This is a genomic window from Stieleria sp. (assembly GCF_041595215.1).
Taxonomy (GTDB): Bacteria; Planctomycetota; Planctomycetia; order Pirellulales; family Pirellulaceae; genus Stieleria; species Stieleria magnilauensis.
Map to the genome: position 1 here is coordinate 1 of NZ_JBFHKV010000038.1, position 17,785 is coordinate 17,785.

The window sequence follows — 17,785 nt, forward strand, 5'->3', positions numbered from 1 at the left end:
CGCATTCCCGTCCAACGGATCACGGTCGATTACGACATCGTCAACGCCACCAGCGGGAACCTGACCTTCGGACTGGCAAATGCACCGGGAACGACGGTCAATGTCGATGCGGCGGACTTCAATGCCAATCCCGCCGGTTCGATCGCAGCGGCGCTCAACGGCGCATTCCAAAGTGAAATCGGATTCGTCACCACGCAGTTGCTCTCGCGATCCGCCACGGGTGACTTCGTCATCGAAGTCCGCTTCGACGCCGCTTTCTTCACGGCCCTTGAAGTTCCCGAAATCATCGGAACCGCCAACCCGATTTTCCCGGCGATCGGAAGTCTCGGCTTTGAAACCGACGTCTTGGATTCGGTCCTGCAAGACACGTATTCGTTCAACGCCAAAGACGCCGGGATGCGGATTCGTCTTCCGGGCGAATCCGGCACGCTGAACCAGTATCACGTGCGGGTGCGCAGCAGCAACACGCGTGACGGCAGCGACCTGAACACCCTGGTCAACGGAAACGTTCTCGGCGGGCTGACCCAAGGCCGCTACTCGATGCAAATTCGTCTGGGTGAGACCGACGAAAGCGCCGGTACACAGATCCGATTGACCGACGTCCGTTACGCGACCAACGGCGTGCAAATCATCGGCCAACCGCTGCACTCACCGTTGACCGGCGAAGAAGCCGAGACGACGGCCAGCAACGAAATGGCCTCCGAAGCTCAGCGACTGGGCTACTACGGCACCACGGCCGATGTGGGCATCGAAGCCGGCCCGCTGCAGAGCGATCGACTGGCCAAATCTTTTGCCGGCGTCATCGACTCGGCCACCGACGTGGATTGGTATTCGTTCGACATCCAATACGAAAACCTGACCCGCGATGGTGACCCGCTGTACCTGTCCACGGTGATCGACTTGGACTACGCGTCCAACTTTGCCCGTAGCGACATGGCGTTGTACGTGTTCAACGCGCAGGGCGATTTGATCTACACCGCCACCGACAGCAACATCGCCAACGACCTGCCGGCGTCCAGTTCCAACAACAGCAGCGATGATCTCAGTCGCGGCGGCGCCGGCGTCCAGGATCCGTTCTTGGGCAGCGTCGAACTGATCGAAGGCACCTATTACGTCGCGATCGCCAATCAGACGCAAGTCCCGATCGCGATGGACCAGTTCTTCAACCCGGCCAGCAACAACCCGCTGGTCCGCTTGGCTCCGATTGATGCGATCGATCGGATTGCCCAAGACGACATGAACGACCGCGTGCTGTTCGATGAAACCTCGATCGTCCCGTATTCGCTCGACGACGTCGTCCTGTACGTCAACACGAATTCCGGTCTGCACGTCGTCAACCCCTTCACCGGACAAGACTACGGCCAAGTCGGCACCTTCGGCAACGAAGACATCTACGACGTGGCGTTCCGCAGCAACGGCGAACTGTTCGCGTACACCGGATTCGGCAACCGGGTCCGCAGCGACAGCACCTGGTTCTACGTGCAAATCGATACGGGCACCGCGGCGCTGAATCAACTCAGTGCCGGGGCCGGGATCACGACGTACGGCGATATTCTGTTCGAAGTCAATTCACAACAGATTTTGGACGGTGTTTCCGACGAAGGGATCTTTGTCGAAGCCATCTCGATCCGCGAATACAAGAACGTCGAACGCGGCTTGTTCGTCGGCAGCCGTCCGACGTTCAACGGTGCGTCGGGATTGCAGTATCGCGACAACGTGTTGTGGGAATTCAGCCCGCAAACGGGTCTGGCGGTCGGCCCCTCGTTCAACCGTTTCCTGTTCAACTCCGGTGCGGGAACGATCCCGCGTGAAATCGGCCAGATCGACACGACCGCCCCCGCGACGGCGTTTTCGACTCAGCTGGGTGTTCCCGACGTGGTCGAAGTGGTCGGCAGTGGTTTGCTGCAACAACAGCTCTTCGACGGCGATACGTTCACGCTGATCAGCGGCACCACGACGACGTCCTTCGAAATCAACATCGCCGGCAACGTGGCCGTGACCGGATCGCCGGTCCTGGACGGCGATACGATGACGATCGGATCGAACATCTTTGAATTTGACACCGGCCCGCGTCTGCGTCTGGCAGGCGTTTCGGCCAACGGCGGACTGGATGTCGGACAAACGTTTACGGTGACCGATTCCAGCAACGTCAGTGCGACCTTTGAGTTCGTCAACCAAGGCGACACGCCGAGGCTGGGAAACATCCCGATCTCCATCCGTCTGGCCAGTGGGCAAGCCCGCACGTCCGGCCAGATCAACAATGACTTGGCGCTCGCGATCCAGAACAATCTGTCCGGCGTGACGACCACCGTGTTGAACACGGACCTGGCGCTCGATAACGCCACGTTCACGTTTGACGGAGCCGGCATGTCGATCGTCGGCGCCAATGGCGTGGCGGCCGGCAACATCGCGATCCCGGTGGACGAGTCCTTCGGTGCGACCGAGGTGCTCAATGCCATCGTGGACGCCTTGACCGCCAACGGCATCGCCCACACCGTCGTCGGCCAATCGTTCTCCGTCCCCGGCGCGACCTCGATCACTGTCAATTCGCAGGCACTCGTCAGCGGCGGCAGCCCCGGCGTACAGGTCGGACGCACGCCGATCCAACTGGAACTGTCCGATTCGGCCGCCGAAGTCGCTCAGAAGGTCGCCGATGCGATCAACAATCTCGGCGGCAATGCCAGTGCGGTCGCACAAAACCGTAGCGTCACCATCAGCGGCGGATTCATCGGCGGGGCCAGCGGCAATCTGGTGGCCGGCGGCGTGCCGCAAGGCGGAACGATCACCGGTGTCGAAATCGTCGGCAACGACATGTACGCCGTCACCGATGCCGGCGGACTGTTCCGAGTCACCGATGCCGAACTGACCGGCGGCGGCAACCAGTTCCTCAACGGCAACCGTCAGATCGGAACCTACGTCGAAACCGCGACCGACCTGCTGCGTGTCCCCGGCGGCTTCACCGGCCTTCGCGCCGGCCCCAACAGTGTGGACGGCGGCGTCTATTCCAATGTGTTGTTTGGGATCACCCCCAACGGTGACATCTACGCGTTCAACACGGCCGGCGAGTTCCTGCCGTACTTCGCCGGCGGGCGTTCGAGTATCTCGACCGGTATCGCCAACGCCGAAGGTCTCGATTTCAGCACCCTGGATTACAACCTCTGGCACTACACCGGCGCACGCGGCGGTGATGCCGGGCACGGTGGCGGCACCTCGTTGGCGTTCACCTACGAAACCTCGTTCCAGAACAACTACGCCAGTCAGGCGGAATACCCGACCAACACCGCGCGGATTGACGGTCAAGGTGTCAACAACACCTACAACTTCCCCGGCGGTGCCAAGGGGCAGGTTCAAAGCAAGCCGTTCTCGTTGGAGAACTACTCGCCGAGCGATGTCCCGGTCCTGTACTTCAACTACCTGATCGAAGCCGACGGCGGCGGAAGCACCGACGCGTTGCGTGTCTACGTCGTCCAACCCGACGGGACCGAACACGCCGTCGCGCTCAACACCACGTTCCGCAATGCGGCCCCGGGTGCGAACGATGAATTCGACGACCCCGATCCCGTCGCTCCTTACAACGACGTGATCGATGTTGACAAGCAACAACTCTTTGACAACACGCCGACGTGGCGTCAGGCACGTGTGCCGTTGGCGGAGTTCGCCGGACAGTCGGGCCTGAGTCTGCGGATCGAATTCGCGACCGCCGGTCGATTGGATACCGGATCGACCTCGATTCGTACCGTCGACGCCTCGGATCTGGTCGAAGGCCAAACGATTCGCGTCAGCGGTGAAACGTTCACCATCAATTTCCCACCGACGCTGATCGCGCCGGCGGGGGCACAAGTCGCCAACGCGTACGCGGCCGATCCGAATACCCGCGCGACGTTTGTGCTCGATGGACAAACCTACGTGCTCAACGATGGCACCCGCACCGTCGACACGTCGCCGTCGGATCCCAACGATCCCAATTCACCGCCCAATGAAATCTCGATCGATCTGACCGCCGGATTGACGGGGACGACGACGGTTGCCGATTTGACGCCGTCGCAGATCGGAGCGTTGATCGAAGCGGCCGTCACGGCGATGCCGCCGGCGACCTTCCTGCTGTACGACTTTGTCGTCGACAGCAACTCGGTCGAGTTCGGTGAAGCGGTCGACTTGAGCTCCAGTTCGAGTTTGTTCACGATCCGGAACACCACCGCCGGCGGGGCGAACTTGATCGACGTCCGCGCAGCGATGTCGGCCGGCGAAGTCGCCGTGGCGGTTCAATCCGCGATCCTGGATCGTTTCGTGCCCAACGCAGTCGGCGCGGCCGGTCCCAACTACATTCCGACGTCCAACGCGATCATCACCCTGCCCGGATTCAGCGTGTCCGATGCCGGGCCGTTCGCCAACACGGCGCAACGATACGCCGACCAATACGGCGGCTCGCCGGTTGGCGGCTCGCGCAACAACGATTTCGAAGGCGTCTACCTGGACGACTTTGTCATCGGTTTGGCCGAACGCGGTGAACAGGTCAGCGATCCTCGCGGCGTCAATGCTCCCTTGGACACCGCGTTTGTCACCGACACGCGTTTCGCATTCCCCGAACCCGATGATCCACGCAGCAGCCTGGTGACCGGCTCGTATCAGGTCGAAATTCGCGACGCCAGCGAGTACATCGAGTCGGCGTCGTCGTCCCAGTTCCGCACGTTCAACAGCAACGACCGCTTGGGTTCGGCGATCTCGATCACCGCGAAAAGTGCGACCGATCTTGTGGACGGGCAAATGTTCTCGATCACCGACGGCCGCGCCGTCGTCGAGTTCGAGTTCGATTCGGACAACTCGGTCACACCGGGCCGCGTGCGCGTTCCGTTCTCGATGACCGTGCCCGATGAAGACACCGGGCTGGACCGTCCGCAAACGGCGACCGAAGTGGCCAAGTCGATCATCGCGGCGATCAACCGCTCGGATGTCCGCAGCGTGTTGGACGTGCAAGCGGTTCCGAGTAGCGGATTTGAACGAGAAGTGGTCGCCCAACCGGGTATCAAACAAATCTCTCGAATCGATCCGCGAATCAACCTCGTCGGCAACGTCGTCGTCGCGGACCCGACGCGTTCACTCGCCGCGGTCGATCGCTCCGAATTCCGTGGCGACAGCAACCGTGATCGCGACGCTCAAGGCGTGATCATGATCGAGAACAGCCGTTTCTTGTTCAACGAAGAATACGGCATCAACATCCAGCATGACATCTCGGCGACGGTCGCAGGAAACGACACCGATTCGATCGTCCGCTATCCGAGAAACCTGATCGAGCTGAACACCGAGCAATTGGTCCCCGGCGTCGTCGTGCAGAGTAACATCATCGCCTTCAACACCGTCGGCGGCATCAATCTGCAAGGCATCGACAACGCCCTCGACGAGACCTCGTTGGATCCGGTCGCGATTGAGCGAATTGTCAACAACACGATCATCGGCGGAACGATCACGCCCGGCGTCAGTGCCCCCTCGGAAACCTTCGCGGGGATTCTGTTCGAACAAGGCCAGATTTCCTTTGCCGACGCCGTGGTCAACTATTCACCCAATGCGGGCAACGGTGCTCCCACGCTGACCCACCAGACGCCGAACACCGCGTTGGGCGCCCCGGACGGCAGCGGCCGTGGACTCGAGCCGATCGACGGCCAGTTCGCCGTTTCGCTCGGACTCGGTGGCACACTGACGCTGCAGTTCGTCGACAACTTCCTGACCGGCAGCGGCGATGCGACCAACGATTTGGTCGTCTTTGAAACCGGCGAGATCGAATCGGTCCTCGTCGAGATCAGCCGCGATGGAATCGACTTTGTCAACGTCGGGATCGTCGGTGGCTTGACCAACCAACTGGACATCGACCGGCACGGGTTCGGCCCCAATGACCGATTCGCCTTCGTGCGACTGACCGACCTGCGTCAAGGCAACACGACCGGCAGCTCGCTGGGAGCAGACATCGATGCCGTCGGTGCCATCAGTTCGGTTCCGGTGGACACCTTCAATCAAGGCGGGATCGGGATCAACATCGTCGGCGGTTCCTCTCCGACGGTGCTCAACAATGTGATCTCCAATACGGAAACCGGTATCGAATTGACCGGAGGCAATGACGGCTTCGTGTCCGGTGGTAACTCGTACTATCGAAACACGAACAACACCGGAACGAATGTCACGCTGGGAACCCTGGCCCAGGTTTTGACCGATAGCGAATCGGTCTTCGTCGATCCGGGCAACTTTGCGTTCTCACCGGCTTCGGGTGCTCGCATCATCGACAGCTCGATCGATTCGCTGCCCGATCGATTCAGTTTGACGACGGTCCGCAACGCCGTCGGCATCGATCCTTCGCCGGTGCTCGCGCCGCGACTGGACGTCAACGGTCAGTTCCGTGTGGACGATCCGAACGTGGAGCCCCCGAGCGGACTCGGCGAAAACGTGTTCAAGGATCGCGGCGGATTCGACCGCGGCGACCTGGAAGGCCCCCGCGTGACGCTGGTCTCGCCGCTGGCCCCCGGAATCGGACTCGACGCCGGACGCGCCACCGTGCTCGGCGCCGCCCCGCAAGCGTTCGAAATTCAGCTGATCGATGGCATCGCGCCGGCGGACATCGTTCCCGGCACCGGGATCGACGATCGATCGATCTCCACCAGTTCCCTGGTGCTACTCAAAGACGGCGTGGCATTGGTCGAAGGCACCCACTATCGATTCGCCTACAACCCCAGCACCAACATCATTCGGCTGACACCGATCGCCGGTGTGTGGGAAGACGATTCGACGTATGTGATTCGAATGATCGACAGCAGCGATGCGATCATCCGCGCCGCCGACGGCGTCGTCTACCCCGACGGCGAAACCGTTTCGGTCATCGACGAACTCAATCAACGCACGGTGTTTGAATACGACTCCGGCATCATCATCGACCTGTTGCCCGGATTGACGCCGGTTGCCGCCGACGGCTTGACGGTGTTCGTTTACGACGGTTCGGTCACACGTTCCTTCGAACTGGACGTCAACGGTGCGGTGAGCCCGATTTCGACCGGCGTGACGATCCCGGCCGCCGGCGTCACCGCCGACTTCGCCACCGCTCTGGCGGCGGCGATCAACGCGGATCCGGTGCTCAGCTTCACCGCACGAGCCTCCGGCGAAACCGTCCAACTGGTCGGCGGCACCCCGTTGTCGACCGCGACCAGCACCAGCGGCTTCGTTCAAATCGCGGGCCGCATCGGCACCGCGACAGGCTTCGGATTCCAAATCCCGTCGATCAACAACAGCAACGTCGCCAACGTCGTCGACGGACAATCGATCACCGTCCGTCTCGGTGCGGTCAACCAAGTCGTCTTTGAATTCGACAACAACGGATTGCTCAACGACCCCACTGCGACGGCAGTGCCCTTGGCCAACAATGCTTCGCTGGATCAGGTCATCAACGCATTGGTGATCGCGATCGGCGGATCGGGTCTGGGACTGGCACCGACCAACGCCGGATTCGGACGGATCTTCTTGGGTGGTGACAGCAACTACTCGATCGACTTGACGAACTCCAACGCCACCCAAATCGGCTTGCCCGGTGAAGCTCCGACGGTCCCGATCAACATCCCGATCGATCAGCCGGCCGAAGAGATCGTCAAAATCATCCAAGCCACGATCGACGCCCAGAACCTGGCCGGTATCAGCACCTCGCTGGTCGACGTCCGCGTGTTCCTCGAAGGCACCGGCGGCGTGTCCGGCTTCGGCGCCGTCGACGTTGTCGTCGTCCAGGACCAAGTCGGCAACCTGCTGCAAAGCAACCAGGCCGACGGACGGACGGAATTGACCATCTTTATCGGAACCGGATTCGATTACGGTGACGCCCCCGCACCGTACATCAGCACGATGGCCGATGGCGGTCCCCGGCACCGTGTCGATCCCACACTCAGCCTGGGACAGATCAACACCGCCGATTCGGACGCCGAATTGCCTAACGCCGATGCCGGTGACGATGGTGTGACGCTGCCGTCGGCTTTCCAATCCGGTTTCGAAAGCAACATCAGCATTTTCGTCCGCAACACCGACGCCGGACTGCTGAGCGACAAACCGGTCTACGTGGACGCCTGGTTCGATTGGGACCAAGACGGCCAATTCGAAGTCCAAGAGCGACGTCGATTCGGAACGCCCGGAACGAACCTCACCCCGGTCTTCAACAACGTCTTGACCACGGTCACGATCGATGTCCCCGCCGACGCGGCGATCGGGCAAACGTACGTCCGATTCCGCATCAGCGAGTCGCCGACGACCGGACCGACCGGAAATGCGACCAGCGGTGAAGTCGAAGATTACGCCATCTTCGTGACCAACAATCCGTACCAAAACCCGGTCGGACGCTATGACGTCAACAACAGCGGCGCAGTCACTCCGCTGGATGCCCTGAACGTCATCAACGCGATCGCCCGCCTGGCCGCCAACACCGGCTTTGTGGATCTGCAAACCACCCCGGTGACGAATCCCCAGTTCCCCGATGTCAACGGCGACGGACTGCTGTCCCCGAGGGACGCCAACGACGTCATCACCGAACTCGGCCGGCTCGTTTCCGGAGCCGGCGGCGAAGGTGAAGCGACCACGATGAGCTATGTGGCCGCCGCACCCGGTGTGCTGGCCAGCGGGCCGACCGCTTTGGGGGATCTGCTGATCCAGCAAAGCGTCACCGACACGGTGCAGCCCGCGACGACCGAGGCTTCTGATGCCGACGCCGAATCCGGCCCCGCCGAGTCGGCCAACGTCGCCCAGCAGCCCAGCAAGACCAGTGTCTTCGACTCACCGGCGTCGATCGAGCTCGATTCGATCGTCGATGACCTGGTTGCCGATCGGATTCAATCGGGTGACGAAACCTCGGGAGACGAAAACGGTTTGGACCTTTTCTTCGCTTCGCTGTGAATGAGTTGAACTTTTCGCCCGCCGGCCGCGTCCAACGGTCGGTGAAAGGGAAAATTTGGGATGCCGGCGGCGCCGCTGGCATCGCCGAATCCCGAACTTTCACGGGCGCGTTGCAGCCCGTCCAGCCGATACAACGGTCAGCCTGCGATTGGATCCGCGGGCAAGTCATCCGATGATGGAGAGCGTCCCCGCACGACTCGGGGCCGCCAACTAGGATGGGTTCGAAATCCGCAGCGGTTCGTTTTTTGGTTGCGTCCCTTATCCTCGACAGGGTCTTTGCCCTCGACAGGGTCTTCGCAATCCGACGCACCAATGCGGGATGATGTGCCCCCACCATCAAATCAAGACTCCGGAGCCTGGCGCTCCCGGAGCAAGTTTTTAATCGCCGATGAACCGAGCAACGACGAGACGACCCCGCCGACGGCGCCTCGGTTTCCAAAAAGTGGAAGACCGTCGGTTGCTGGCCGGCGACGTGCCCTTCGGCGCCACTCCGATCGACAACGGTGAATTTCTGCTCGGCACCGTCACCGTGACGCCCGTTTTCTTTGAAAGCGATGGGTCGATCGATCCGGAAACCCAAAACTGGTCCGAAACGGAGATCGAAGACACGCTGGCCAAGATTCGCGACAGCGTGGACTGGTGGAGCGACTTGCTGGCGACGCAGACATCGGTTCACTCGCTGGATTTCATCATCGACGATCGCTACGCCCGCGATCCCGTCGAAACCGGTTACGAACCGATCGACAATGACAGCAACACTTTCAAACGCTACGTCGGCGGCTGGCTGACCGATCTGGGCTACGGCGATGCCCCCTCGATTGAACGGGCGGTGTCCTTGTTCAACGACTCCCAACGGCAAACCCACCAAACCGATTGGGCCTTCACCATGTTCGTCGTGGATTCCTCGGACGACGAAAACGGGTTTTTCGAAAACGGCGGGTTTATCGGCGCGTTTGCCTATCCCGGCGGTCTGTTCATGGTGGTCCCCTCGGGGCGTCCGGTTTCCACGTTCACCCACGAAATGGGACACATTTTCTGGGCCCGAGACGAATACCCGGGAGCCGGCAGCTGGACCGACCAACGGGGCTATTACAACGCACAGAACTTGAACGCATCGGACAACCCGACGCCGGGATTCGTCCAACAAGACAGCATCATGCGGGGCGGCGTGGTCACCGTGCGGGCGTACGACAACTTGGTTTCCCCGGAATCCACGCTGGCCATGATCGGCTGGCGCGACAGCGACGGTGACGGCATTTTTGATCTCGCCGACGTGCCACTGAACCTGGACGCGATCGGTTCGTTGGATGTCCACTCGGATGTCTATTCGATCCGCGGCTCCGCGACCGTCGATACCCTGGCCAACCAAAACTCCGAAGGCACGCAGAGCGACATCACGCTCGCCCGCATCAGCGAATTGCAATACCGGCTCGATGACGGCCCCTGGCAGACCGCCATCACGCCCGATGCGACACACGTCGAATTCGATCTGGAAATCGAGGTTTCCAGCCCCTTCAACCAGATCTCCTGGCGGGCCATCGATACCCACACCGGGATCACCAGCGAAGTGCTTCACGGTGACATGCTGACACCGGTCTGGTCCGGGATCGGCGGCGGTTTCGCCTATGTCGACCAAAACCAAAACGGACAACGCGACTTCGACGAGCCCCTGATCGACGGCACCCAGTTCACGGTGCGTCGCGACGATGGGACCGGACTGTTCAACCGCTCGTTCCAGGCGGCGAATTCGCCCGACGGAGTCGCCAACCCCGTCAGCGGATTGACGCTGACCAGCCTGGGCGCTGACGTCGACGGTCGTGTGGCAACCTTGGCATCCGGCAGCGACCAACAAGCCGGCCGGGTCCTGCACTATTACAACACCCAGACCGATCAATGGACCGACACCTGGAACACGGCCAATCGGCTGCAAGTCGCCTTCGCCGGGTCGACCGGGCGGGTGGAAATCGATTTCACCGCACTGGACACTGGCAGCTACGGACTCGAAAGCGGCAGCTACGCTCGTGTCGAGGCCTATGACTCCCAAGGCAATCGCATCGATCGGATCACCAGTCCCCTGGTGCCGGCCGGCACCAGCGACACACTCGTCATCGAAGACTCCCTGGGACGAATCTCGCGTGTCGTCGTGTCCGGACACGCGGAAACCGAAATCTTGATTTCCGGCATCCAGGTCGGACAGGCCGCGCTGGTCTCGGCCGATGACAACGGCGCCTTCTCCGTCGACGGGCTACCCGACGGCGACTACTCCGTCGAGATCGTCACGCCGAACTTGATTTACCAGTTCCCGTCTGAACCGATTGTCTTTCAAATCTCCGCCGGAACGATCGCGCCGCTGGCGATCGCAGCCCAGCGAGTCGACAGCCCACGCTACAACCGCTCGCTGCCGGGCGACGTCAATGGAGATCAACAAATCACCGCTCGCGACGCACTCGCGGTCATCAACGACCTGGCACGGCTGGGCAATCGCGTCCTGACGGCCGAGGAGACGTCCGACTTTCACATCGACGTCAACAACGACGGACGTGTCTCAGCGATTGATGCGTTGCGGGTGATTAACTTGATCGAACAGGGCATTGCCGGTGAAGGTGAATCTTTTTCTGAAATCTCGGCAACGACACCCCCGATTTCCGCTGCAAACCAATCCACCGACCCAACCCCATCGCCTCAGCCGGTCCAACCGCTCTCAACGGCCGCCGTCGACCGGGTTTTCAGCCCCGAGAATCCGCAACTTGGTTCCTACCAGGACAACACTCTAAATCGTGAAGATCCGGAAATGTTGAACTGTGCGGGCCAACGGACTTCCGACCAAAGTCTCAGCAAGCTGCCATCCGATAGACCCACCGGGGCGGATGTTCACTGGCTCGTGAAAACCGGGGCAAACACGGGTTTTGAGCGTCCTTTGTTGGGTTTTTTGCTTCAAGACGGCGAGATTGAGAGCGGTTTCGCGGTACATCCTTCACCGGAACAACTGTTTTGATCGGATTTACTGGAACTTTGCGGCGCGGCCGCGATCTAAACCGCCGAGCGGATTGGCCCAATTCCCATGTAATCAGAACGTTGATAAAGCGGGAAGGGGAGATAAGATAGGGCCAATATTCAGCCTGGCGAGTTTTTAACCCCTCTAGGCTTCCAATATTTGGGCTCTGCGCCCGCAGAACCCAACTCCTCCGATTCGCCACTTGACCGACCCCACAGTCACCGGCAAACCACGTTCTACTTCATCTTTCCGGAATCCCAGATGAAAAGCCTGCGTCAGTTGCTCCGCCGCCGTTTGCACTCCACCGGTGCCGAACGCCCCCAGAAGCGTCGAGCCACCAAGCATCAACACGGCGGCGAAATGAAACGACGGCTGACCACTCAAACGCTGGAACAGCGTCAGTTGCTCGCCGGTGACCTGCAGATCGCCCACAACTATTGGAACAGCTTCGACGTCAACCAAGACCTTCAGATCTCGCCCAGCGACGCGTTGAGCGTGATCAACTACCTGGCGACCACGCACGCCAACGGCGAGCAGGTGGCCGGAGGCACGGCCGACGAGTTTGCCGGCCGTAAAGTCGACGTGAACGCCGATGGCAATGTGACCCCCAGCGACGCCTTGAGCGTGATCAACGCGTTGGCACGCGGCGAACAGTTGGGTGAGTTGGTCGAATTCTTGTTGAGCGCCCGCGACGAGGACGACAATCCGCTGCCGGTCAACAACGGCGTCGTGCAAGCACCCGGTGTGGGGATCAACAATTCGTTCTACTTGGAAATCGCGTACGACGACCTGCGAACCTTCGGTGATGACAAGGGCGCTTTCTCGGTCTTCCCCGATTTGGGCGTCAGCCAAGGCGGTATCCTGCAACCGGTGTTGCGTGAGACGCAACAGATCATCATCGGCGAAGAGATTCGTTCGACAAATTCCGGCTTTGTGACCGTCGGCCGTGAAGGCTCGGCCGCGACCGTTGACATCACGATCGGTGAGATCCAAGGTGGCTTTTCCACGGCACTGTCCAACGCGTTGATCAATACCTTCGGGATGACCGCGGGCGATTTTGAGATCACCGAGCCGACCGCACTCAAGGGCGAGAACGGGCAAGACCTCGGTTTCGAGATCTTCTACAAAGCCGACGCCTTCGGTAACGTCGACATTGCAGACCTGTCCTTCACGCCCAACTTTGACAACACGGTCCCGATCGAATTCCGCGAATTCGCGCCGCTGGAAGCCGACGGCGTGACCCCAAACTCCGCCGCGGTCCGCTTTAACCTGGACGCCCGCAGCCGAACGCTGCCCAACAACCTCGAATTCTATAACCTGCTCAATCGTGGCTCGTTTGACTTGACGACCGGTTTCACCGACATCGGCGGTGTGGGCGGAGCGTTCCCCAACGGCGTGCGAGACGTCAATAGTGGTGTGATGCCGCCTGTCGTCGATGTGTTCCGCATCGAAGTCTTCTTGAACACGGAACTGTCCGATTCCAACCCGTTGATCATCGACATGAATCCGGGTGAAGGCACCGATCCGTTGACGCTGTACGGCAGCAACGATGTCGTTACCGAAGACTTGATCACCATCGATGACGACGCTCGCGTGACGATCAGCACCGGTGCGGTCGCGGTCAACAATCCGCCCACCGTTTCACCGGTTCCGCTTGAAATCACGCTGACCGAAGACGACGCCACGACGTCGCCGAGTCTGTTGACCGGTGCCAGCGATGTCGATGGCGATACACTGTCGGTCAGTGCCTTCAACTTCACCGGTGGAGATCAATCGGGAGTCTCACTCAGCGGAAACACCATCACGATCACGCCATCAAGTTACAACAGCTTGAAAGTCACTGAGTCGGAGGTGATCACGGCGACCTACAGCATCATCGACGGCCGGGGCGGAAGCGCCTCTCAAACGCTGTCCTTGACGATCAATGGTGTCAACGACGCGCCGGATGCCGGAGCGGATCTCGCCACGACCAACGACGAGTTTGATCCCCAATTCAACATCGATCTGCTGCAAAACGCCTCCGACCCCGACGGCGACACGCTCAGCATTTCCAGCATCACCCAGATCGGCAGCGATGACACCTCCGGCGTCACCCCCGATCAGGCCAACAACCAGATCACCGTCAACCCGGCAGCCTACGCGGCACTTGAGGACGGCGAAAGCGTCACCGTGACGTACCAATTCGAAGTCTCCGACGGAAACGGCGGGACGGACACGGCGACCGTTTCGGTCACCATCAACGGCGACACCCCCAACAGTGACCCGGTCGCCGGCGATCCCGTCATGTTGTCGGTCTCCGAAGACGACGCCGACACCACACTCGATCTGCTGACCAACGTGACCGACGTCGACACCGAAGACACCCTGAGTGTCGATGCGGCGACGATCGTGACCACCGGTGACACCTCGGGCTTCACCCTCAACGGCAACGTGCTGTCGATCTCGCCCGCGGCCTACAACGCCTTGGCCGCCACGGACACCGAAACGGTGACCTACAGCTACGACGTCATTGACGGTGAAGGCGGTCGGGCTGCCCATTCAGCGACCATCACGATCGGCGGAGCCAATGATGCTCCGGTGGTCACCGCCGCGGTCAGCACGACGGTCACCGAAGACGACGCCAGCACCAACGTCGACCTGCTCGCCGGAGCCTCGGATCCCGACAACGGCGACACCGTCTCGGTCGAAGACAGCTCCTTAGTTCTCCGCTCGGGTGACGACAGCGGCATCTCGGCCAACGGCGCCAGCGGATTGACCATCGATCCGTCGGCTTACAACCATCTGGCGGCCGGTGAATCGGAAGTCGTCATCTACGACTACAACCTGATCGACGGCAATGGTGGCACGATCACCCAATCGGCGACGATCACCATCACCGGTGTCAACGACGCACCGTCGGTGGGCGATCCGCTCGCCTTGACCGTCACCGAAGACGATGCGGCCCAATCCATCGATCTGCTCAGTGGTGCGACCGACCCCGACACCACCGACACGCTGATCGCCCAAAGCTTGGTCTTCAGCAGCAATTCAACCGCCTTCACCCTGGTCAACGACACCTCGCTGACCTTTGATCCGAACTTCTTCAACGGATTGGGCGCAACGGAAAACGAAGTCGTGGTCGTCAACTACGACGTCGCCGATGGCAACGGTGGCACCGCCGCCCAAACCGTGACGGTTACGGTCACCGGCGTCAACGACGCACCGGTCGTCAGCGGGGCAATCGACGAGACGTTCTCCGAAGACGCCGGCACCCAATCGCTCTCGCTGCTGCTTGGTGCCAGCGACCCCGACACCAACGACGTGCTTTCGGTTGACAACGTCACGGTGTCCGGTGACGACAGCGGCATCACGCGAACCGGTGCCGACCTGAGCATCAACACCGCCGCCTACGGCAGCCTGGAAGAAGGCGAATCGGTGCAAATCCTGTTCACCTATCAGGTCACCGACGGAAACGCCAGCGTCAACCAAACGGCGACCATCACGATCACCGGCGGTGCCGACACGCCGGTTCCCGGTCCGGACATCAGCATCACGCTGGACGAAAACGCCCCCGGCCAATCGGTCAACCTGCTCGAAGGATCGACCGATCCCAACAATGACCCGCTGTTCATCATCGATGCCAATTTCCGCAGCGGTGATTCAAGAGGTGTGACGGTTGATGTCGCGACCAGTCGACTGCTGATCGATCCGTCTGCGTATGCCGACCTGGAAGACGGCGAGACCGAAGTCATCATCCTCGATTACCGTGTCAGCGATGACAACGGCAACTCGGCTCCCCGCGTCGCAACGGTGACAATCATCGGCCAGACGCTTGTGCCATCGTCGATCTCCGGCCAGCTGTTCATCGACCATCTCGAGAACCGCGAAGCCGTCCGCGGCGGTGCCGCGCCGATTTACAACGGGGTCAGAGACGCGGGCGAAAAAGCCCTCGCCGGCGTGACCATTCGACTGATCGAAGTCACCTCGTCGGGCGAAATGCAAATCGCGACGGTACTGACCGACATGCAGGGCGCGTACTCGTTCACCGGCGTGCTGCCGGGAACCTACTTCGTCGAATATGACATCCCGGACTCGGTCCATTTCAGCGGTAGCACGCGTGGCCAGGTCGTGATCAGCGAAGCCGGCGGCGAAACGGCGTCCGGCCCCGCACTCAACGCGACCGGCTTGATCGGTGTTCAACAACGTTTGGACTTGCTGGCCAAGAGCTACATCGATGCCGGCATCATCGACACCAGCAACCTGACCCAAGGCTTGGCCGGCGGCTCCGTCCAGCTCAACGCCGACGGCAGCATGCAGATGCTGGTCGCCGGTGAAGGCTTCGATCCCGAATTCGCCGAACTCGTCCTCAACGAAGCCCGTGACGCAGCTCTGCTGACGATCATCGACTCCGTGGACGGCAAAGTGAAGTCCGCGCGGTTGACCCTGGACCAATTCGTCGTCACCAGCGACGGACGCGGCGTGCGATTCTTCGGCACGGTGAACGACTTTGACTTCGTCGAGACCAGCGAAGAATTGGTCCAAGAGGAATTCGAAGATTATCGCAATGCGATCGACCGAGCGATGGCGACCGGCTTCTGACCCCAGGCCCCGACAACGTTCCAAAAACGAAACCGCTGGTGACAATTCACCAGCGGTTTTTTTATGCTTTCCTCTCGCTCTGGGATGCAACGTCTCCGCCCTCGATTTTCCGGTCACTTCTCCACCGTGCATACCATTCGCCTCCGCCGACCCTGGCTGCGCTCGGCCGACCCGCAATCTCCGCCTGACAAGGTGGATGTCCCCGACACCACACCACTGGCGGTGACCGGCGGCGACCGGGTGACCTATCGGCGCGTCTTCAACCGCCCGACCGGGTTGACGCCGACCGACGTGGTCTGGCTGTCGATTCCGCAATACGCGGCCGATTCGATCGAAGTCCGGATCAATGACACCCTGATCGGCCGATCGACCACCGGCGATCCGATTCGCGTCGATATCACCGCACAGCTGCAGACGTCCAATCAATTGGCCGTCACCCTGAAACCGAGCGGGTCGTCCCCCGCGGCACTGGACGGTCAGGTGACGCTGCAGATCGAATCGCCGCGATCCTAGCGCTGGTCGATGGGAAACGCGTTGCCCCAGGGAGCAGGTTCTGCGGCGCAGCCGCTTTGCCGTGGGGTGACCGGGGCGTTAGGATGGACACGTTCGCAGCGCGTCCTTTGTTTGCTTTTGGTAATCCTTTTCAACGGAGAACCTTGCCATGCCACCCGGTCCAGCGACTTCGATTCGCCCCACCGTGTGTCGCAGTGTGTGTCGCAGTGTGTCTCGGGCCGGCCTCTGGCCACTGGCCGTCATCGTTTTGCTGTCGGCGATGTTTGCGTCGTTTCCGCAGCCATCCGCCGCGGCCGATCGCAACGAGGCGCGCTTTCGTCGATTGCTGACCGGTCGTCATGACGAAGCGCGTGTCGCGGCGCTGCGGTCGGTCCCGAGCGACTTTCAAAGCCGCCTGTACGCGTTACCGATCGTCGTCGACGCCTTGGAAATCCTTTGCAAAGACGCCCGATTCGACCGGGCGGTCAAACAGGGCCAGCCGGAACTGCCCGGAGGCGTGCGATTGATGATCGACTTCATCGGAACGGTCGATCGCCCCGAGGCGACCGAAACGCTCGTCGACCTGCTCGATTGCAGTCGTCTGACCTGGGCGATGGCATCGATTCAAACCCTCTGCAAAAACCAACACCACGCCGCCATCGATGACGTCATCGGCCTGATCGGTTCAGAGGCCTTTGATGCCAGCTACGGATTCCGGTTCACACTCGCACGCGGACTGAAGGAGATGAAACATCCCGACGCGTGGGAGGGTCTCGCCAAACTCTTCGAACACGTCGATGGACAATTGGCACA

General features: G+C 61.0%; 5 protein-coding genes. All 5 read left to right on the forward strand.

Annotated elements, in window-relative coordinates; translation table 11 throughout:
• A partial coding sequence (locus tag ABX749_RS02845) for a GEVED domain-containing protein (protein ID WP_372894671.1) occupies positions 1–8,907 on the forward strand: 8,907 nt, incomplete at its 5' end.
• A 442-nt stretch (positions 8,908–9,349) separates the two neighbouring features.
• The gene (locus tag ABX749_RS02850) at positions 9,350–11,902 is read left to right on the forward strand and encodes a dockerin type I domain-containing protein (RefSeq protein ID WP_372894672.1); all 2,553 of its coding nucleotides are present in this window, start codon (positions 9,350–9,352) and stop codon (positions 11,900–11,902) included.
• A 261-nt stretch (positions 11,903–12,163) separates the two neighbouring features.
• Positions 12,164–16,480 carry a cadherin-like domain-containing protein gene (locus ABX749_RS02855; RefSeq protein WP_372894673.1) on the forward strand — a complete coding sequence of 1,439 codons (4,317 nt, stop codon included), beginning with the start codon at positions 12,164–12,166 and terminating at the stop codon, positions 16,478–16,480.
• Positions 16,481–16,564: 84 nt separating this feature from the next.
• On the forward strand, positions 16,565–16,993 hold the full coding sequence (locus tag ABX749_RS02860; protein WP_372894674.1) for a hypothetical protein: 429 nt from the start codon (positions 16,565–16,567) through the stop codon (positions 16,991–16,993).
• Positions 16,994–17,141: 148 nt separating this feature from the next.
• On the forward strand, positions 17,142–17,785 hold a 644-nt coding region (locus ABX749_RS02865; protein WP_372894675.1), incomplete at its 3' end, for a hypothetical protein.

What these genes read in the sequence shown, in the direction of transcription:
- ABX749_RS02855 (WP_372894673.1), top strand. Translation starts at nt 12,164, where the DNA reads ATGAAAAGCCTGCGTCAGTTGCTCCGCCGCCGTTTGCACTCCACCGGT.
- ABX749_RS02860 (WP_372894674.1), top strand. Translation starts at nt 16,565, where the DNA reads ATGCAACGTCTCCGCCCTCGATTTTCCGGTCACTTCTCCACCGTGCAT.